This is a genomic window from Vibrio sp. 03-59-1, from assembly GCF_013114135.1.
Lineage (GTDB): Bacteria > Pseudomonadota > Gammaproteobacteria > Enterobacterales > Vibrionaceae > Vibrio > Vibrio cortegadensis.
The window spans coordinates 201,624-219,527 of the sequence record NZ_VTYA01000005.1 but is presented as its reverse complement, the minus strand read 5'-3'; the positions used below and the strand labels follow the sequence as shown (position 1 = coordinate 219,527).

At 43.0% G+C, this 17,904-nt stretch carries 19 protein-coding genes; 9 read left to right on the top strand and 10 right to left on the bottom strand.

Going from position 1 to position 17,904, the window contains the following annotated elements; translation table 11 throughout:
• The first annotated feature begins 257 nt into the window (after window positions 1–257).
• Window positions 258–1,193: a malate dehydrogenase gene (gene mdh, locus F0249_RS07280; RefSeq protein WP_171756238.1), complete on the top strand. Its 936-nt coding sequence runs from the start codon at window positions 258–260 to the stop codon at window positions 1,191–1,193.
• Window positions 1,194–1,377: 184 nt separating this feature from the next.
• Here mdh and ispB read toward each other — a convergent pair whose 3' ends face one another.
• Window positions 1,378–2,349, bottom strand: coding sequence for an octaprenyl diphosphate synthase (ispB, locus tag F0249_RS07275; RefSeq protein WP_017051158.1), 972 nt, complete (start codon window positions 2,347–2,349; stop codon window positions 1,378–1,380).
• 268 nt (window positions 2,350–2,617) lie between these two features.
• On the opposite strand from ispB, the gene rplU reads away from it, so the two are divergent.
• The 6 genes from rplU (at window position 2,618) to folA (ending at window position 6,504) form a co-directional block, all read left to right on the top strand.
• Window positions 2,618–2,929, top strand: coding sequence for a 50S ribosomal protein L21 (gene rplU / locus F0249_RS07270; RefSeq protein WP_017051157.1), 312 nt, complete (start codon window positions 2,618–2,620; stop codon window positions 2,927–2,929).
• A 19-nt stretch (window positions 2,930–2,948) separates the two neighbouring features.
• Window positions 2,949–3,206: a 50S ribosomal protein L27 gene (rpmA, locus tag F0249_RS07265; protein ID WP_017051156.1), complete on the top strand. Its 258-nt coding sequence runs from the start codon at window positions 2,949–2,951 to the stop codon at window positions 3,204–3,206.
• A 230-nt stretch (window positions 3,207–3,436) separates the two neighbouring features.
• The gene (cgtA, locus tag F0249_RS07260) at window positions 3,437–4,609 is read left to right on the top strand and encodes an Obg family GTPase CgtA (protein WP_017051155.1); all 1,173 of its coding nucleotides are present in this window, start codon (window positions 3,437–3,439) and stop codon (window positions 4,607–4,609) included.
• Window positions 4,610–4,733: 124 nt separating this feature from the next.
• Window positions 4,734–5,501 (top strand): threonine/serine exporter ThrE family protein, encoded by a 768-nt coding sequence (locus F0249_RS07255; protein ID WP_171756237.1) that lies wholly within the window; start codon window positions 4,734–4,736, stop codon window positions 5,499–5,501.
• The gene (locus F0249_RS07250) at window positions 5,483–5,980 is read left to right on the top strand and encodes a threonine/serine exporter family protein (protein WP_029203212.1); all 498 of its coding nucleotides are present in this window, start codon (window positions 5,483–5,485) and stop codon (window positions 5,978–5,980) included. Before F0249_RS07255 ends, F0249_RS07250 begins: the two co-directional genes overlap by 19 nt.
• Window positions 5,981–6,018: 38 nt before the next feature.
• Entirely contained in the window at window positions 6,019–6,504 is a 486-nt protein-coding gene (folA, locus tag F0249_RS07245) for a type 3 dihydrofolate reductase (protein WP_171756262.1), read from the top strand.
• 69 nt (window positions 6,505–6,573) lie between these two features.
• Here folA and apaH read toward each other — a convergent pair whose 3' ends face one another.
• The 6 genes from apaH to lptD form a co-directional block, all read right to left on the bottom strand.
• On the bottom strand, window positions 6,574–7,377 hold the full coding sequence (apaH, locus tag F0249_RS07240) for a bis(5'-nucleosyl)-tetraphosphatase (symmetrical) ApaH (protein ID WP_017051151.1): 804 nt from the start codon (window positions 7,375–7,377) through the stop codon (window positions 6,574–6,576).
• Between the two features lie 20 nt (window positions 7,378–7,397).
• Entirely contained in the window at window positions 7,398–7,778 is a 381-nt protein-coding gene (gene apaG / locus F0249_RS07235) for a Co2+/Mg2+ efflux protein ApaG (RefSeq protein WP_017051150.1), read from the bottom strand.
• A 71-nt stretch (window positions 7,779–7,849) separates the two neighbouring features.
• Entirely contained in the window at window positions 7,850–8,665 is an 816-nt protein-coding gene (gene rsmA, locus F0249_RS07230) for a 16S rRNA (adenine(1518)-N(6)/adenine(1519)-N(6))-dimethyltransferase RsmA (protein ID WP_171756236.1), read from the bottom strand.
• The gene (pdxA, locus tag F0249_RS07225; RefSeq protein ID WP_017051148.1) at window positions 8,662–9,654 is read right to left on the bottom strand and encodes a 4-hydroxythreonine-4-phosphate dehydrogenase PdxA; all 993 of its coding nucleotides are present in this window, start codon (window positions 9,652–9,654) and stop codon (window positions 8,662–8,664) included. The genes rsmA and pdxA overlap by 4 nt, the downstream gene beginning before the upstream one ends.
• Window positions 9,654–10,943: a peptidylprolyl isomerase SurA gene (gene surA / locus F0249_RS07220; protein WP_171756235.1), complete on the bottom strand. Its 1,290-nt coding sequence runs from the start codon at window positions 10,941–10,943 to the stop codon at window positions 9,654–9,656. Before surA ends, pdxA begins: the two co-directional genes overlap by 1 nt.
• Before the next feature lie 74 nt (window positions 10,944–11,017).
• Window positions 11,018–13,360, bottom strand: coding sequence for an LPS assembly protein LptD (gene lptD, locus F0249_RS07215; RefSeq protein WP_017051146.1), 2,343 nt, complete (start codon window positions 13,358–13,360; stop codon window positions 11,018–11,020).
• Window positions 13,361–13,512: 152 nt separating this feature from the next.
• Here lptD and djlA point away from each other — a divergent pair, with 152 nt between their 5' ends.
• Both djlA and F0249_RS07205 read left to right on the top strand, forming a co-directional pair.
• Window positions 13,513–14,358: a co-chaperone DjlA gene (gene djlA / locus F0249_RS07210; RefSeq protein ID WP_017051145.1), complete on the top strand. Its 846-nt coding sequence runs from the start codon at window positions 13,513–13,515 to the stop codon at window positions 14,356–14,358.
• 13 nt (window positions 14,359–14,371) lie between these two features.
• Complete coding sequence (locus F0249_RS07205) at window positions 14,372–14,908, top strand: DUF924 family protein (protein ID WP_171756234.1); 537 nt, start codon at window positions 14,372–14,374, stop codon at window positions 14,906–14,908.
• 31 nt (window positions 14,909–14,939) lie between these two features.
• On the opposite strand, the gene F0249_RS07200 is transcribed toward F0249_RS07205, so the two are convergent.
• The 3 genes from F0249_RS07200 to leuC all read right to left on the bottom strand — a co-directional run bounded on the left by F0249_RS07200 (window position 14,940) and on the right by leuC (window position 17,901).
• Window positions 14,940–15,719 carry a DUF547 domain-containing protein gene (locus F0249_RS07200; protein WP_171756233.1) on the bottom strand — a complete coding sequence of 260 codons (780 nt, stop codon included), beginning with the start codon at window positions 15,717–15,719 and terminating at the stop codon, window positions 14,940–14,942.
• Between the two features lie 151 nt (window positions 15,720–15,870).
• Window positions 15,871–16,473 carry a 3-isopropylmalate dehydratase small subunit gene (gene leuD, locus F0249_RS07195; RefSeq protein WP_171756232.1) on the bottom strand — a complete coding sequence of 201 codons (603 nt, stop codon included), beginning with the start codon at window positions 16,471–16,473 and terminating at the stop codon, window positions 15,871–15,873.
• 12 nt (window positions 16,474–16,485) lie between these two features.
• The gene (leuC, locus tag F0249_RS07190; RefSeq protein WP_017051141.1) at window positions 16,486–17,901 is read right to left on the bottom strand and encodes a 3-isopropylmalate dehydratase large subunit; all 1,416 of its coding nucleotides are present in this window, start codon (window positions 17,899–17,901) and stop codon (window positions 16,486–16,488) included.
• Window positions 17,902–17,904: the final 3 nt, after the last annotated feature.

The window sequence follows — 17,904 nt, the reverse complement described above, 5'->3', positions numbered from 1 at the left end:
TTAATATCACTGTAAAACCTTTATAAAATGCTTCTTTCCGTTCGGTGGTATTCCGTTGTGAGATTATTAATTTAAGTTCATAATCTCGTTCTTCTGTGTAGCACGTTTTTATTGCCTATATATTGGTTTGAGCGAGGTCGCAAAGCTGAAGTTAATTGATTGTAATCAGTATGTGATTACTATAATTTTCTATTCATCCAATATACAAAAAACCTACAAATATATTTATAAGAGATCCATTCTCAAGGAGAACTATAATGAAAGTTGCTGTTATTGGTGCCGCTGGTGGCATCGGTCAAGCTCTAGCCCTACTACTTAAGAACCGTCTTCCTGCTGGTTCAGATCTAGCCCTTTACGATATCGCTCCGGTTACACCTGGTGTTGCTGCTGATCTTAGTCATATCCCAACTCCTGTATCGATCAAAGGTTATGCTGGCGAAGATCCAACTCCTGCTCTTGAAGGGGCTGATGTTGTATTGATCTCTGCTGGTATCGCTCGTAAACCTGGGATGGATCGTGCGGATCTTTTTAATGTCAATGCCGGTATCGTTAAGTCTCTGACTGAAAAAATTGCACAAGTTTGTCCAAAAGCTTGTGTTGGTATCATCACAAACCCTGTAAACACTACGGTGCCTATTGCCGCTGAAGTGCTTAAAAAAGCGGGTGTTTATGATAAGCGCCGTTTATTTGGTATCACGACTCTTGATGTGATCCGTTCAGAAACTTTTGTTGCAGCACTGAAAGATAAAGATCCAGGCGATGTTCGTGTTCCTGTTATCGGTGGCCACTCTGGCGTAACGATCCTTCCTCTTCTTTCTCAAGTAGAAGGTGTGGAATTTAGCGATGAAGAAGTGGCTGCACTGACAAAACGTATCCAGAATGCGGGTACTGAAGTTGTGGAAGCTAAAGCGGGCGGTGGTAGTGCGACACTTTCAATGGGACAAGCGGCTTGTCGTTTTGGTCTTGCTCTTGTCAAAGGCTTGCAAGGTGAAGAGAATGTCATCGAGTGCGCTTATGTTGAAGGTGAAGGCGAACATGCTCCATTCTTCGCACAACCCGTTAAGCTAGGTAAAGAGGGTGCAGAAGCAATCTTAAGCTACGGTGAGCTGAGTGAGTTTGAAAAAGCAGCACTAGACGGCATGCTAGAAACGTTAAATGGTGACATTACGACGGGTGTTGAATTCGCTAAATAGCACTAAAAGATAGCTTTCTATATTGGAAGGCAGTTATTGAATTGAAGTCGGCCTATGGTCGGCTTTTTTATTTTGTGTACGCTAAAAATAAAAAAGCCTATATGACCTCACTGGTGAGAGGTCATATAGGCTTTTTTGTATTTCGAATGACAAAGGAGCGTTTGGTTACGCCTCTTAACTGAACTTACTTGGTTCGATTCACGGCTAAATGAGCAAGGGTAATTAACGCCTGCTTATATTCAGACTCAGGTAGAATCGAGAGTTCAAGAATCGCTTTGTCTGCTTCTTCATGTGCTTTATCAGTGGTGTATTCCAAAGCGCCGGTTTGCTTCATTGTTTCTAGAATTGCATCTAGCTTATCTATGCCATTGGATTGCTCGATAGCTTCTTTAATCATTTCAGCTTGCTCTGGGTTTCCGTGGCGCATTGCGTAAAGCAAAGGAAGAGTAGGTTTGCCTTCTGCAAGGTCATCCCCCACATTTTTTCCCATATCTTCGCCATCAGAGGTGTAATCCATCACATCGTCAATCAGTTGGAATGCAGTGCCTAGGTATTTACCGTAGTTTTGCAAGGCGACTTCAATTTCAGTAGAAGAATCAGTCAAAATGGCCCCAATCTGAGTCGCGGCTTCAAAGAGGCGCGCGGTTTTAGAGTAGATGACCTGCATGTAACTCTCTTCAGTGGTATTGGGATCGTTACAGTTCATTAATTGCAGAACTTCCCCTTCCGCAATGACATTCACCGCTTCACTCATGAGTCCAAGGATCTTTAGTGATCCTAGCCCTGTCATCATCTGGAATGAACGGGTATAGATGAAGTCACCGACTAAAACACTAGCAGCATTACCAAAGGCGGCATTAGCGGTTGCTTTGCCACGTCGCATGTCTGACTCATCAACAACATCGTCATGCAGCAAGGTTGCTGTATGGATGAATTCAATAAATGCGGCCGCTGTCGTGTGCGCTTCTCCCTGATATCCCAAGGCTTTTGCCGATAGTATCGCAAGCAGTGGGCGTAGGCGTTTGCCACCGCCACTCACAATATAAAAGCCTAATTGGTTGATTAAACTTACATCAGAATTGAGTTGAGCTTGAATTGTTTCATTCACTTTTGCCATATCATCGGCAGTAAGCGTTTGGATAGCTTTAAAATCCATTATATACCCGGCTGAGGTTAGACCCTGTAAGGTTTATTTGTTCTATTTAATTTACGAATAGTACACTAAAAAACGTTGATTAATACATCACTAAAGGGCATGATTGCCGCACTTTTCTTTGGCGATTAGCTTTTCGCCAATTATTTTAAAATATGGCTTGTCATAGACGTATGGTTCACGTAGAATCTGCGCCCTATTGATTAGTTTAGCGCACACCCGAGTTGTTCAAATAACAACCATAGGCTGTGCGGAAAAAGCGGAGTAAAATATGTACGCTGTTTTCCAATCTGGTGGTAAACAACACCGAGTAAGCGAAGGTCAAACCCTTCGTTTAGAGAAATTAGACGTTGAAACTGGCGCAACAGTTGAATTTGATAAAGTTCTACTAATTGCAAACGGTGAAGAAATCTCAGTTGGCGCACCTCTAGTAGAGGGCGGTAAAATTACTGCTGAAGTAGTACAACACGGTCGTGGCGATAAAGTTAAAATCGTTAAGTTCCGTCGTCGTAAGCACTCTCGTAAGCAGCAAGGCCACCGTCAGTGGTTCACTGAAGTGAAAATCACTGGCATCAACGCTTAAGTATTAGGAGAGTTCTACAATGGCACACAAAAAAGCTGGCGGTTCTACTAATAACGGCCGCGATTCAGAAAGCAAACGTCTTGGTGTTAAGCGTTTTGGTGGTGAATCTGTTCTTGCAGGTAACATCATCGTTCGTCAACGTGGTACTAAGTTCCACGCTGGCACAAACGTTGGCATCGGTAAAGACCATACTCTTTTCGCTCTTACTGAAGGTAAAGTGAAATTTGAAGTTAAAGGTCCTAAAAACCGTAAATTCGTAAGCATCGATTCTGAGTAATTCTTAGTTTCAAGCTGAATTCAAAAGCCCTGCCTTTAGGCGGGGTTTTTTATTTATAGAGAGAACAAAAAGTAAGATCACTGTTCATAATAATGAGCTTATCTTCCTTTTTGTTCCTTTCGCAGGTGAACAATAGTTTTGAGGTGATCGATCTATTATTCTCGGATCTGCTAGAATTTATATCATGCTTAGTTGGGTGATATTGCAACGCACAAAATGCGGAGTAAAAGATGAAATTTGTTGATGAATCGACAGTAAAAGTAGAAGCGGGCGACGGCGGTAGCGGCGTTGTTAGTTTTTGGCGTGAAAAATTTGTTGCTAAAGGCGGCCCTGATGGCGGCGATGGCGGTGATGGCGGCGATGTTTATATCCAAGCTGACGAGAACCTAAATACTCTTGTTGACTACCGTTTCGAACGTTTCCATAAGGCTGAGCGTGGCACTAATGGTAGCGGCGGTAACTGTACTGGTAAGCGTGGTAAAGACAAAGTATTACGCGTACCTGTTGGTACTCGTGCTGTTGATATCCACACCAATGAAGTGGTGGGTGAAGTTGCTGAACACGGCAAAAAAATCATGGTTGCTAAAGGCGGCTGGCACGGTCTAGGTAACACTCGCTTTAAGTCGTCAGTGAACCGAGCTCCTCGTCAGAAGACTTTAGGTACTAAAGGTGAAGTTCGCGAACTGCGGTTAGAGCTATTGCTACTGGCTGATGTTGGTATGCTAGGTTTGCCTAACGCAGGTAAATCAACCTTTATTCGTTCTGTATCAGCAGCGAAACCAAAAGTTGCCGATTACCCATTTACTACGTTAATTCCAAGCTTGGGTGTGGTGAGTGTCGTTCCTGAGCGTAGCTTTGTTGTTGCCGATATCCCGGGTCTAATTGAAGGCGCTGCTGACGGTGCCGGTTTGGGCATTCGTTTCTTGAAGCACCTTGAACGTTGCCGCGTTCTTCTGCACATGATCGATATCATGCCAATTGATCAATCAGATCCTATTCAGAATGCACTGACGATCATTGATGAGCTAGAGCAATACAGTGAAAAAGTGGCAGAAAAACCTCGCTGGTTAGTGTTCAACAAAGTTGACTTAATGCCTGAAGAAGAAGCTGACAAGATCATTCAAAGTGTTCTTGATGCTCTTGGTTGGGAAGATGAGTACTTCAAGATTTCAGCAGTAAACAAGCAAGGCACTAAAGAGTTGTGCTTCAAGTTATCTACCTTCATGGAAAATCTACCTAAAGAAGCATTAGTGCTAAGTGAAGACGAAAAAGTTGACTTCATGTGGGATGATTACCATAAAGATGCGATGAGCGGTAAAGACGTCGTAACGGAAGATGACTGGGATGATGAAGATTGGGATGACGAAGAAGATGACGGCCATGTTGTCTACGTTCGTGACTAACTTCAGCTAGTTGACTAAAACCGCAATGTGAATTGCGGTTTTTTTGTATCTATATCATATCCCGTAAGCTATTTTTCATGCAGACTACTGCACTTATTGAATAATTGGCCAAATGGAAGGATTCATGGCATCAAAACAGAGAGCAACGTCGCGATTGATTGCTCAAGCAGGGCAAATGTTGTTGGCTCACGGAGCTGAAAGCGCATTAGTTGGTGACATTATGCGTCGAATTGGACTCGCAAGTGGAATGGATGAAGTGGAAGTCGCGCTTTCCGCTAACTCACTTGTGGTAACAACTATGATGGATGATCACTGCATCACAACAACCCGAAGTTGTCCTGATCGTGGGATCAACATGCGAGCGGTCACTCAGATCCAAAGGATCTGCATTATGCTTGAAAAAGGCATTGTAGATTACTCCCTTGCTCAGCAAAAACTAAATGAGATAAGTCCCGAGCGTTATAACCGCTGGCTTGTCGTATTCATGATTGGTTTATCTTGCGCTTCATTTAGTCATTTGGCCGGTGGTGACTGGTCTGTTTTTGCGATGACATTTCTTGCTTCTTCCTCTGGAATGATTGTTCGTCAAGAGATCGGGCATCGACACTTTAACCCTCTAATGAACTTTGCCGCGACGGCTTTTGTGACCAGTGCTATTTCAGCCCAAGCGGTGTTGTATAACATTGGTAATTTGCCTGAGATTGTCATGGCTTCTTCTGTATTAATGCTTGTTCCCGGTTTTCCGCTGATTAATGCCGTTGCCGATATGCTTAAAGGGCATATTAATATGGGCATTGCACGATTTGTTATGGCGAGCTTATTAACCTTAGCCACAAGTTTAGGCATTGTTGCAGCAATGAGTTTAACCGGAGTATGGGGGTGGGTTGGATAATGGATTATCAATTGATGGATTTACTTCTCGGACTGCTGAACGATATGTTTTTTGCCGCTATTCCTGCCGTTGGCTTTGCACTGGTGTTTAATGTGCCGCAGAAAGCATTAATTTACTGTGCGCTTGGTGGCTCTATTGGTCACGGAAGTCGCTATTTAATGATGCAGTTCGGTATTCCTATTGAGTGGGCCACCTTTTTCGCAGCCACCATTGTCGGCATGGTAGGTGTCCATTGGTCGCACAAATTTTTAGCTCATCCTAAGGTGTTTACCGTTGCGGCTTTGATTCCTATGGTTCCAGGAGTCTTCGCATTTAAAGCGATGATTGCTATGGTTGAAATTAATCATATGGGGTACACCCCAGAACTCGTCGCCACTTTAATGGAAAACTTTTTGAAGGCGATGTTCATTATCGCAGGTCTTGCGATTGGATTAGCGGTACCAGGGTTGCTATTCTATCGTCGCAGACCCATTGTGTAGCCTATCGCTAACCATGAACTCACTAAAATAGGATTATGATGATCATCAGTATGATTGCCGCTATGGCTAATGAACGTGTTATTGGAAAAGATAATCAGATGCCATGGCACTTGCCTGCTGATTTTGCTTGGTTCAAACGCAGTACTTTAGGTAAGCCTATTGTGATGGGGCGAAAAACCTATGATTCTATTGGTCGCCCTTTGCCAGGCCGTAAAAATATTGTGATCAGCCGAGATCCTGACTTAAAGATTGATGGTGTTGTGACCGTGACATCTATGGAAGCGGCGAAAGAAGCGGCCGGTGATTGTGCAGAGCTAATGGTTATTGGTGGTGGCTCCATCTATGAAACTTACCTCAATCAGGCAGATAAATTATATCTAACATTTATCGATACCGATATTGAAGGTGGTGATACTCAATTTCCTGAATGGGGACGGGGTTGGATTGAGTCATACTCAGAAAGCTATGCAGCTGACGATAAAAATGCTTATGACATGAGATTTGTTACGCTAGAGCGTGGTTAATCGCTTTTTATGCCCTGTGAGTCTACAGGGCATCATTATCATCTTTAGGACGCTATATTCACGGCGAAGTTATAGTGCTGGCTGAGTAAAAAATTGTTTATCTTCCCATCTGATCATAGTTAAGTGACCACCCCAAACACAGCCTGTATCTAACCCGATGACATCCTCCCCAGAGTATCCCTCAAGTGCAGCCCAGTGACCAAACAGAATAGGCTTTTCAAAGGCGACTCGTTGTGGAAGTTTGAACCAAGGCATAAGCTTGTCGTCATTGAGTTCATTAGGGGGGAGTTTACACTCCATATCTAAACGCATGTCATTAAAGCAGAAACGCATTCTGGTATAAGCGTTAATAATGTAACGGTAACGCTCTATTCCTGCCAGGTTGTCATCCCACAAATCGGGTTTGTTATCGTACATATTCGTGAGTAACCAACGCCACTGGGCACTAGACAATACCTCTTCAATCTCTTTGGCTGCTGCTCTTGCCTGTTCCAAATTCCATTGTGGTGAGACGCCAGCATGGCACATAACAAATTCATCATGTTCAGCTAAAAGAGGCTGTTTACGTAGCCAATGGAAGAGCTCATCTTTATCAGGGGCATCAAAAATATCGGCTGTTCTATCTTTTTCCTTGATCGGATGTATACCAATTGAGATTGCGAGAAGGTGGAGATCATGATTACCAAGCACCACTTTGGCTGCGCTACCTAGTGATTTTACGAATCGCAATGTTTCAAGTGATTTTGGACCACGAGCCACAAGGTCACCCGCAAGCCAAAGCGTATCTTGATTCGTGTCAAAAGAGACCGTATCTAAAAGCTGACGTAATTCATCGTAGCAACCCTGTATATCTCCAACGACATATGTGGACATAAATGGCTCTCTATCTGGCGTTAATTTAGGATGTTGGGAATCGCTAAGCGGAATGGATCAATTTCAGCAGCAAACTCTTGCCCGTGCTCATCACGCATGATGTATTTTCCTTGCATGACTCCAACAGGGGTTTCAATTGCCGTTCCGCTGCTATAGCTATACTCGTCGTTTGCATCAATAAATGGTTGTTGGCCAACCACACCATCCCCTTCAATCACAAGCTGCTTTCCATTGGCATCGGTGATCAGCCATTGACGGCTAATAAGCTGTACCGTTTGAGTGCTGAGGTTTCGGATGGTCATTAAATAAGCAAAGACGTAGCGTTTCTGTTCTGGCTGAGATTGCTCTTCAATGTATCTGGTTTGAACTTGGCACTTTATACAAGGGATGGATACGTCCATGTCATTCTCCTATAAAGGGGATTGCTAGCCGATAGAAAAAGGGTTCTAAATCTAATTTAGAACCCTTTATTTTAATTTGAAACGGCGTGATTATCTTCAAGCCAGTTTGCCATATCAACAAACTGTTTTAGCGTTAAATTCTCTGGACGCATGCTAGGGTTAACGCCCAACTCTTCCAAAATTTCTGTACTAAGAAGTGTTTTGTAGCAATTACGAACCGTTTTACGACGCTGGTTGAAACCTTCGCGACATACGCGATCTAACCATTTTAGGTTCTTCGCAGGGTAAGGTAACACTTCGTATGGCATTAAGCGCACGACAGCTGAATCCACTTTTGGTGGTGGGATGAATGCCGTTGGCGGCACTTCCAGAACCGGAACCACTTTACAAAAGTATTGTGCCATTACGGTTAAACGACCATAAGCTTTACTGCCAGGGCCGGCCGCTAAACGGTTCACCACTTCTTTTTGTAGCATGAAGTGCATATCTTGAATATCTTTATGAAACTCAAAGAGATGGAACATTAGAGGCGTTGAAATGTTGTATGGCAAGTTACCAAAAATACGCAGTTTGTTATTTGGTTTCACTAACTGTTCAAAATCGAAACGCATAGCATCACCTTCATGAATGGTCAGTTTATCTGCCAATTCAGGGTGGTTGCGAAGGCGTTCTGCGAGGTCTCGGTCAAGCTCGATAACTGTAAATTTCTCAACTTCACGGCCAACAGGCTCAGTGATGGCACCAAGTCCAGGACCAATTTCCACTAGGTTTTGACCTGGAAGTGGGTTGATAGCTGATACGATACCGTCAATGATATAAGGATCATGAAGGAAGTTTTGACCAAAACGTTTACGCGCTTTGTGTCCTAAGTGGACATCATTTCTCATTGTTTATTCTCTACTAATTCAATCGCGTGCGTGAGCGCTGTTCTAAAGCTCCCTGTATCCGCTTGGCCTGTCCCAGCCAAATCTAAAGCAGTACCGTGGTCTACCGATGTTCTGATAAAAGGCAGTCCAAGAGTAATGTTTACTGAGCGACCAAAGCCTTTGTACTTCAATACAGGCAGTACTTGATCGTGATACATTCCTAAAACAGCATCTGCATCTTGCAAATACTTGTCATTAAAGATGGTGTCTGCTGGTAATGGACCAATCAAATTTATACCATCTTGTTGTCGAATTTTATCTAGCGTTGGAGTGATCGTTTCGATCTCTTCACGTCCTAAACAGCCATCTTCTCCTGCATGCGGGTTTAAGCCACACACGTAGATTGATGGGTTTTCTATAGCAAACTTCTCGACTAAATCTTGATGTAAAATCTTGATGATTTTCTCAAGACGTTCTTCCGTGACCGCTTTCGAGACGTAAGCGAGTGGGATATGAGTTGTAACCAGAGCAACTCGTAATCCTTCGGTTGCCAACATCATCACTACTAGTGGTGTATTGGACTTTTCAGCAAAAAACTCAGTATGGCCGCTAAAAGCAACGCCAGCTCGGTTAATTACTCCCTTGTGAACAGGGCCGGTGACAATAGCATCAAATTCATCATTCATACAGCCTGTCGCGGCTCTTTCTAATGTATTTAATACGTAATGTCCATTCGCTTCATCTAAAGCTCCGGCGACGACAGGTGCCGCCAAGGGTAGATGATCAACAATCAAAGAGCCTGCTTTTTGTGGCTGAGCGGCTAACGTTGAGTCATAATCGATGAGTTCAACATCAATATTTAGCTCACGAGCTCTTTGATTTAATAAGTTTTTATCAGCACATACGACAATTTGATGAGTCCAAGATTCTCGTGACAATGCAAGTACGAGATCTGGTCCTATACCTGCTGGTTCACCAGCGGTTACGACTATGCGTCGAGTAATTGCCATTATTGCTCCTTAGCTTCAGCCATTTCAACAAATGCACTAGCACGAATTTCTTGCATCCATGCCCCTGCTTCTTCGTTAAATTTGCGATTGAAAAGGATGCGGTATGCTTTGTTTTTCAATGCTGCATCGGTTTTGTCGACTTCTCTGCGATCAAGAACTTCCACAATATGCCATCCATGAACCGTTTTAAATGGTTCGCTGATTTTGTTGACTGGCAATGTTTCTATTTGATGTTTGAATTCTGGAACATAAAGATCTGGCGTTTGGTATCCCAGTTCACCATTTTGAGCAGCAGAACCAGGGTCTTGGCTATATTGTTGAGCAAGATCCGCAAATGTAGCTTCTCCAGAATTGATACGTTGCGTGATGTTTAATAGCTCTTTCTTAACACCTTCATCGCTAAGGATTAAGGTCGGCTTAATCAATATATGACGAGCATTCACTTCCGTAACGGCAACAGTCTCTAGCCCTTTAATGTCTTCAATTTTTAGGATATGAAAGCCGACACCACTTCTAAATGGACCGATGATGCTGCCTTTATTTTGCAGTTTAATTTGATCGGCAAAGATCGTTGGCATCTCTTCTTTACGCATCCAACCCCAATCACCGCCTTGTAGCGCTTTTGGGCCTTTAGAGTAGGTGTAAGCCATTGTGCTGAAATCTGCGCCATTCGCGAGTTTTTCTGCAAGTTGATTTGCTTGTTCTTCGATCTCTGACTTCTCTTGCTGGTCATTAAATCGTAGCTGAATATGGCCAATTTTGTATTGTACGGTTGCATTCGTTTCTTGAGCTAGGATATTCGCAAGGTTATCCACTTCCGCTGGAAGAATGTTAATGCGGCGGCGAACCAGTGCATTACGCGCTTCACTGGCTGCGATTTCTTTACGAACTTGCTCGCGAAACGCAGGGTAGCTCAACCCTTCAGCCGCAATAGAAGCGCTGAGTTGTTCAATGGTTTGGTTATTCTCTTTTGCAATTTCAGCAATCGCTTCGTTCAGACGGTTATCATCAATACGAACCCCAATACGATCGGCTTCTTGGGTTTGAATTGTATCGAGAATGAGTTTCTCAATAACCTGTTCACGTAATACAGCTTCGCTTGGTAACGTTTGGTTGTTTTTCTTCGCATTGGCACGCAGTGTCTTCAGTGATGCATCAATATCGCTCTGCAATACGACACTTTCATTGACAATAACCGCCACTTTATCAAGCTCGACAGGGGCAGCATTCGCTTGTGCCATATTAAGAGTTGCCAATAGACTCAATAGAGTACATTTCCACGATTTCATTCAAAGTCTCATTTTGTTGGGGCTTACCTCATTAGAAGTAAGCCAAAATAGTAATTTAGTTAATACTTAGAGCATTAATTGTTTAGATAAAAAGGTCTACCGTAAGTGATCGCATTATCTGAAGTATCAATATCTCTTAATTCAGTTCGGGCTGAGCTGTTGGTTGCAAAACCTTCAATACCAAAGTTGATGCCAATGTTGTTTTCATAATCAGGTTTTGAGCCTTCAGAGCCAATGACTGCTTTATTCCAGCCTCGAATCTGATTTGAGTAAGTGAAGGCGATATACCAACAATCAGAGCGGTAACGCAAATTGGCTAGCCACTCAAGTTCCACATCTTCAGTTAGATCATGGTAATACTGACCGCTAATCGTCCATTTAGAATCAATATTGTAAGCGCCTAAGATCCCAGCTTGAGATATACCATCTTTTGTCACTTTGTTTAGGTCAGTAAACTCAATGGTATCTTCAATGTATTCTTTGGTTACGTAGCGATAGTTTGTCTGGATAAAGCCCTTTTTAAATTGGTATTCAAAAGTGCTGTTAGCCAGTTGCATTGAACCTAAGTCAATGTCGTACTGCATGCCACCATGATAAAATAGGAAGTCATCATAGTTAAAATCGGTTTCAATCGCCCATGATGAATAGTTGGATGATGACTCTTCATTCGACGCGATTTTAGTGGTCTTATCGATGTAGTAAATCTGACCAAATGAGATGTTCAGACGCTCTTTGTAGCTCTCATCAAAAAAGCGAGTACTTGCGCCATAGCTGACTTGGTTTGCTGGTGCGACTTTATCAACACTGCTGTATTTACGACTGCGGAACAGTCCGTAATAGTCGGTTTGTAGCAGAGTTGTATCGTAGTTATAAATATTGGTTTGATCTTCATCTGGTACATATAAGTATTGAACTTGTGGCTCTAAACTTTGTACATAGCCATCAAATATTTGAGTTTCACGCTCTAGATAAATTCCGGCATGAGTTCGAAACTCTGGAATAACGCGAGAAACTCTCTCATCTAAGCTATTTTTTAGATTGTTGGTATCTTGTGTGATGCTATCTAGATCTTGCTGATAGTAGGTTGCTAAGACTCGAGCTTCGGTTGTCCAACTCGCCCATGTATTTGATAGGGGAATGGTAATTCCGGGCTCTATATGAGCACGAGTAGCTGATGGCTTGGCTTTGTCATTAGTATCAAAGCGGCTAACTTGACTCTTTAGATCAAAGTTAACGTAGTTCCCCCAAAGAGGTGTGTAATAATTGAAGCCAACCTGCGGCAGTAGTCGGTAGGGTGAACTATCGTCAACTAAGACTTGGAAGTCACGAACTTGCAGTGACATATCCCAAAATTGTGAGCGATAAAATACCGCGCCTTCTTGCATGAGTTGACCATCTTCACGCTTACCAATATCAGAGTCTAAATCACGGAAATAATCGTTATCACTGACTTGAGAGTAGTCTGCCATGACCCTCCAGTTGCTATTGATGATACCGTCGTGTTTATATTGAAAAGCCCAACGCTCACCTGGGTCGGTATATTTTCTATCTGAACCTAAATATTCGGTTTTAATCTCACCTTCACCAAATCCATCGGTTAGGTAGCGGAAGTCAGCATCAAACTTTGTTCCACGCTCTTGCATATAAAGCGTGGTAATGGTGGCATCATAATCCGGAGCAATATTCCAATAAAATGGCATCTCAAATTCAAAACCATCACTAGAACCATAAGCGATGCTTGGGAATAAGAAGCCCGTCTTTCTTGTATTACCGATGGGTACCGTTATATAAGGGGCATAGAAAATAGGGACATCGAGCACTTCAAATCTTGGGTGATAGAATGTGGCGCTCTCTTCGTTTTGATCGACTTTGATTTCAGATGCAACCATGCGCCATGAATTGTCACCATCGGGACATGAGGTGATAGAACCATCTTGTAATTGGTAAACCGCTTTACCTGTTTTTGAGATATAAACGGCATCCCCACGACCTTGTTGGCAAACAAAGTTATATTGAGTATTTTCTAATTCAAACTCATTGCTGGCTAAATCGCTAGTTACGCGGGTCGAATTGGCTTCAAATTGCCCATCAGTAAAATGCACATTACCTTCAGCTATTGCAATGTTATCTTGTTGATGCAGTGTGATTTTATCGGCAGAAATAACCTTCTGACCCTGAGTTATTTTGACGTCACCAGAGTATGAAGCTTTATCGCCATTAATCGCTTCTAAGCTATCGGCAGTGACAACAATAGGCTCTTGATTCGCATTAGAATTGACAGAAGAGTCGATCAAACATTGATCTGTAGAGGGCATTTCCTGCACACTATCAGTTGCGGTAGTTTCTGCCTGGGCGGTTGGCACTAACAAAGCGGCGCTAATAGAAGCGGCTAAAAAGGTGCGGGAAAAACATTGCATTGAATTGAACTATCCTTTGTCACTAACTTAGCGGTTGTTTAACATACAACCGAAATGAGAAAAAATTATCTCCCTTATGATAAAGGAAATAAATGCATCCAGCACTATAAGACCACATTACTCCTAAAAAATTCATAGATAGAGAACACATAATGCAGATTTTTGGCAAAATTCTTGGCGCCTTTTTTGGTTTTTTATTTGGTGGCCCGTTGGGCGCCATGTTCGGACTTTTTCTAGGTCATCAATTTGACAAAGCTCGTCGCTTAAATCAGGCCGGCTTTAGAACGGCTGGTTTTGGTTCAGGGCCAAGCCAAGTGGAACGTCAGAACGAGTTCTTTAAAGCCGCATTTTCGGTGATGGGACATGTAGCAAAAGCAAAAGGCCAAGTTACACGTGAAGAGATCCAATTAGCTTCAACCATGATGGAACGCATGAATCTTCATGGCGAACAACGGAAAGCGGCGCAAGATGCATTTCGTGATGGTAAAGAGTCAGATTTCCCTTTAGATGAAGTGCTACAACGCGTCCGTGTTTCGACGGGAGGGCGTTTTGATTTAATGCAGTTCTTCTTAGAATTACAAATCTCCGCCGCATTTGCAGATGGTCAACTAGATCCGAGTGAGCGCAGTGTTTTACATAAAATAGCGCAAGGTCTTGGGTTTTCTGCGGAACAACTAGAACGTCGTTTGCACATGCAAGAGGCCGCGTTTCGTTTTCAGCAGGGCGGTGGTCAACAAGGTGGGCATGGCCAGCAAGGTAATTGGCAACAAGCCTCACAAGCAAGTCAATTGGCAGATGCCTATAATGTACTAGGTGTGAGTGAAGATACTGAGCCAAAAGAGCTTAAACGTGCTCACCGTAAATTGATGAACGAACATCATCCGGACAAGTTGATGGCGAAAGGCTTACCACCAGAAATGATGAATGTTGCAAAAGAGAAAGCACAAGAGATCCAAAATGCTTATGACTTAATTAAAAAAGTGAAAGGTATTAAATAGCAAGGAGCTATCTATGTATAAGGATGTACTGACGTTTTGGTTTGAAGAGTTGACTCCCGCAGATTGGTTCAGTCGTAGTGATGAACTGGATTCTTGTATTCAGCAGCGCTTTGGTGGTTTGTTGATTCAAGCTGCTCAAAGTGAGTTGTTTGACTGGAGGGATAGTGCGGAAGGGCGTTTAGCAGAGATCATTGTTCTTGATCAGTTCTCGCGCAATGTATATCGAGATACTGCACAAGCGTTCTCTGCTGACCCACTTGCATTAGGATTAGCTCAAGAGGCGATTGCGCAAGGCTGTGATCAACAACTGACGGCGATTCAGCGTAGTTTTTTATACATGCCTTTCATGCATAGTGAATCATTAAAAATTCATCAACAAGCGGTGGCGCTGTTTGAATCGAATGGCCTTGAAGGGAACGCTGAATTTGAACATAAACACAAAGTGATTATTGAGCGTTTTGGGCGTTACCCTCATCGTAATGATGTTTTAGGTCGCCCTTCAACGGCTGAAGAGGTTGAGTTTTTAACCCAGCCGAACTCTCGCTTTTAATGGTTACAGTCGTACGCTCTTCCTTTCGTGCTTACTTTTTATTTAGGTTCCAATCGTAGTCGTAAGTGATCTTTCCTTTAAAATCGGCAAGACCATTTCGATAGGAACCTAAGTGCTTAAATAATACCTCTTCTGAACCAAAATCCTCAATGAACCAGTCATATATCGAAGAGAGCTGTAAGTTCTTACCTTGTCGCAAGGCACCTTTGTCACTATTAATGTATTGATTCGCTGCGAGCTCAAGCAGTTGTTCGGTATTGTCGGCACGGAATGCTGTAGCTTGTAAATTTGGACAACCTAAACTGGCGCAATTAACGGCATAATGGGTGCGTGGATCTTGCCAGATTGGACGCAAGATTCGGTGTTCAATATCATTTAAGGTCAACGTTTTTCCTGCAACCGTCGTGATGTCCTCTCCCCAAGGTCCAAAACTGAAGAATCCACCAAGCTTGGTTATTGACTCTATCGGGTAATTTTCGATGATGATGTTGACGGTTAGGGCGTTATAGAAGTTGACCCAATAGGCATATTGTTCGTTTTTTGAATAGTGGCGAGGATCCAGCGACGCGAGTTGCTTTAGATAATTCGTGAGTTTGTTTTGATCGGTTCTGGTCACTTTGTCATACGCAAAAAGGGTGTTTTCACCTTCAACGCTCAAATATTGATTTAAAATCTCCTGCCAAGATTGATGAGATATTTTGGCTGTGTTTGTTTCGTCACTTTGATTCCAATAAGACCATAAGTCAGATTTTGGCGCCGCAAGGCTAGAGGTGGAGAAGAGAATGATGAGGAAGGATAAAATGTATTTCATTGAAGGCTCCACTAGAAATTTGAATGATACAGCTTAACTTATCAGACCTTGTCGCTTCGTATTATATTTCAAGTTAAACAAGGAAAAGGTGAGCCACATACATGACTCACCTTTATCGCTATTCTTACCTTTAAAACGATGACTGAATTATCTATTTTAAAAAGTTGGGAATAGTGGTTTCGTATTGAGCAATCTTATCCGCGTGTTGCAGCGTTAAACCAATATTATCTAACCCATTTAATAAGCAGTGGCGACGGAATTCATCAATCTCAAAAGAGTATTGCTTACCATTCGCTGTGACTAACATGGCTTCCAAATCTATTGTAACTTTAGCCCCTTCGTTTGCTTCGATAAACTGGAAGATCTCATCGACTTCAGATTCCGTTAAGCGAACGGGTACCATTTGGTTATTGATGGAGTTGCCGTAAAAAATATCAGCAAAACTTGGGGCGATCATCACTTGGATGCCATAATCCGCGAGTGCCCAAGGTGCGTGTTCACGCGAGGAGCCACAACCAAAGTTTTCACGGGCAAGCAGAACCGTAGCGCCTTGATAGCGAGGGGCATTCATCACAAACTCTGGATTAGGTTGTTCACCTGCATCATCAAGAAAACGCCAATCGTGAAATAGGTGTTTACCAAAACCAATGCGATTTACTTTTTGTAAAAATTGTTTTGGTATGATGGCATCCGTATCAATGTTTGCCGTATCTAAAGGAACGACTAGACCTGTATGTTGCTTAAAACCTGACATAGTGAATTCCTTTTATGCGTGTTCAGTAATGGTGCGAATATCAACAAAGTGACCCGCAATTGCGGCAGCCGCAGCCATCGCTGGACTGACTAGGTGAGTTCGACCATCACGGCCTTGGCGACCTTCAAAGTTACGATTAGATGTTGATGCACAACGCTCTTGGGGGCCTAGTCGGTCGTTGTTCATAGCAAGACACATAGAACAACCCGGTAGACGCCATTCAAAGCCAGCTTCTTTAAATATCACATCCAAACCTTCTTTTTCTGCTTGTGCTTTTACTTGTTCAGAACCTGGAACAATCAGAGCTTGAACATGAGCCGCCACTTTATTGCCCTTGGCTACAGCCGCCGCCGCGCGCATGTCTTCAATACGTGAGTTAGTACATGAGCCAACAAATACTTTATCGACATTGTAATCAGACAGAGATTTACCTGCTTCAAGTCCCATGTAAGCTAATGCTTTTTCAGCTGAAGCTTTTTCTACTGGGTCAGCAAAACTCTCAGGTGCAGGGATTGGTTGATCAACGGCAATCACTTGACCCGGGTTTGTGCCCCAAGTCACTTGCGGTTTAATCTCTGAGGCATCAAGGGTGACTACCGCATCAAATTCTGCGTCATCATCCGTTTTTAGTGAAGACCAGTACTCGATAGCTGCCGTTAAATCTTCGCCTTGAGGTGAAAATTTACGGCCAGTGATGTAATCAAATGTGGTTTGGTCAGGTGCAATTAAACCGGCTTTAGCGCCTAGCTCAATTGCCATGTTACATACCGTCATACGACCTTCCATCGTTAGATCGGTAATGGCTTCACCGCAAAATTCAACCACGTAGCCTGTACCACCCGCAGCGGTTGTTTTGCCGATGATGGCAAGAACGATATCTTTTGCCGTAATGCCTTCGGCTACTTTGCCTTTAACTTCGATTTTCATGGTTTTAGCACGCGCTTGTTTTAGCGTTTGTGTCGCTAATACGTGCTCAACTTCAGAGGTACCAATACCAAAAGCCAAAGAACCAAATGCGCCGTGGGTTGCTGTGTGTGAATCACCACAAACAATCGTCATACCCGGTAAAGTGATACCAAGCTCTGGCCCCATAACATGAACAATACCTTGGTATTTATGGTTGAGATCGTAAAGGGTTACGCCAAACTCTTCACAGTTTTTAGACAGTGTTTCCATTTGGATACGAGCCATTTCACCAGAGGCATTAATGTCTTTGGTTTGGGTCGATACGTTATGATCCATGGTTGCGAAAGTTTTACCGACTTGGCGAACTTTACGGCCTTTTTCACGTAGGCCATCAAACGCTTGTGGTGACGTTACTTCATGCACCAAATGGCGATCGATGTATAAAATTGGGTTTTCACCTTCCGCTGCAACGGCAACATGGGCATCGTAAATTTTTTCGTATAATGTTTTTGCGTTAGACATTGC

Excerpts from the sequence above, each read along its gene's own strand:
- mdh (WP_171756238.1), top strand. The coding sequence starts at position 258 with ATGAAAGTTGCTGTTATTGGTGCCGCTGGTGGCATCGGTCAAGCTCTA.
- ispB (WP_017051158.1), bottom strand. The coding sequence starts at position 2,349 with ATGGATTTTAAAGCTATCCAAACGCTTACTGCCGATGATATGGCAAAA.
- rplU (WP_017051157.1), top strand. The coding sequence starts at position 2,618 with ATGTACGCTGTTTTCCAATCTGGTGGTAAACAACACCGAGTAAGCGAA.
- rpmA (WP_017051156.1), top strand. The coding sequence starts at position 2,949 with ATGGCACACAAAAAAGCTGGCGGTTCTACTAATAACGGCCGCGATTCA.
- cgtA (WP_017051155.1), top strand. The coding sequence starts at position 3,437 with ATGAAATTTGTTGATGAATCGACAGTAAAAGTAGAAGCGGGCGACGGC.
- F0249_RS07255 (WP_171756237.1), top strand. The coding sequence starts at position 4,734 with ATGGCATCAAAACAGAGAGCAACGTCGCGATTGATTGCTCAAGCAGGG.
- F0249_RS07250 (WP_029203212.1), top strand. The coding sequence starts at position 5,483 with ATGGGGGTGGGTTGGATAATGGATTATCAATTGATGGATTTACTTCTC.
- folA (WP_171756262.1), top strand. The coding sequence starts at position 6,019 with ATGATCATCAGTATGATTGCCGCTATGGCTAATGAACGTGTTATTGGA.
- apaH (WP_017051151.1), bottom strand. The coding sequence starts at position 7,377 with ATGTCCACATATGTCGTTGGAGATATACAGGGTTGCTACGATGAATTA.
- apaG (WP_017051150.1), bottom strand. The coding sequence starts at position 7,778 with ATGGACGTATCCATCCCTTGTATAAAGTGCCAAGTTCAAACCAGATAC.
- rsmA (WP_171756236.1), bottom strand. The coding sequence starts at position 8,665 with ATGAGAAATGATGTCCACTTAGGACACAAAGCGCGTAAACGTTTTGGT.
- pdxA (WP_017051148.1), bottom strand. The coding sequence starts at position 9,654 with ATGGCAATTACTCGACGCATAGTCGTAACCGCTGGTGAACCAGCAGGT.
- surA (WP_171756235.1), bottom strand. The coding sequence starts at position 10,943 with ATGAAATCGTGGAAATGTACTCTATTGAGTCTATTGGCAACTCTTAAT.
- lptD (WP_017051146.1), bottom strand. The coding sequence starts at position 13,360 with ATGCAATGTTTTTCCCGCACCTTTTTAGCCGCTTCTATTAGCGCCGCT.
- djlA (WP_017051145.1), top strand. The coding sequence starts at position 13,513 with ATGCAGATTTTTGGCAAAATTCTTGGCGCCTTTTTTGGTTTTTTATTT.
- F0249_RS07205 (WP_171756234.1), top strand. The coding sequence starts at position 14,372 with ATGTATAAGGATGTACTGACGTTTTGGTTTGAAGAGTTGACTCCCGCA.
- F0249_RS07200 (WP_171756233.1), bottom strand. The coding sequence starts at position 15,719 with ATGAAATACATTTTATCCTTCCTCATCATTCTCTTCTCCACCTCTAGC.
- leuD (WP_171756232.1), bottom strand. The coding sequence starts at position 16,473 with ATGTCAGGTTTTAAGCAACATACAGGTCTAGTCGTTCCTTTAGATACG.
- leuC (WP_017051141.1), bottom strand. The coding sequence starts at position 17,901 with ATGTCTAACGCAAAAACATTATACGAAAAAATTTACGATGCCCATGTT.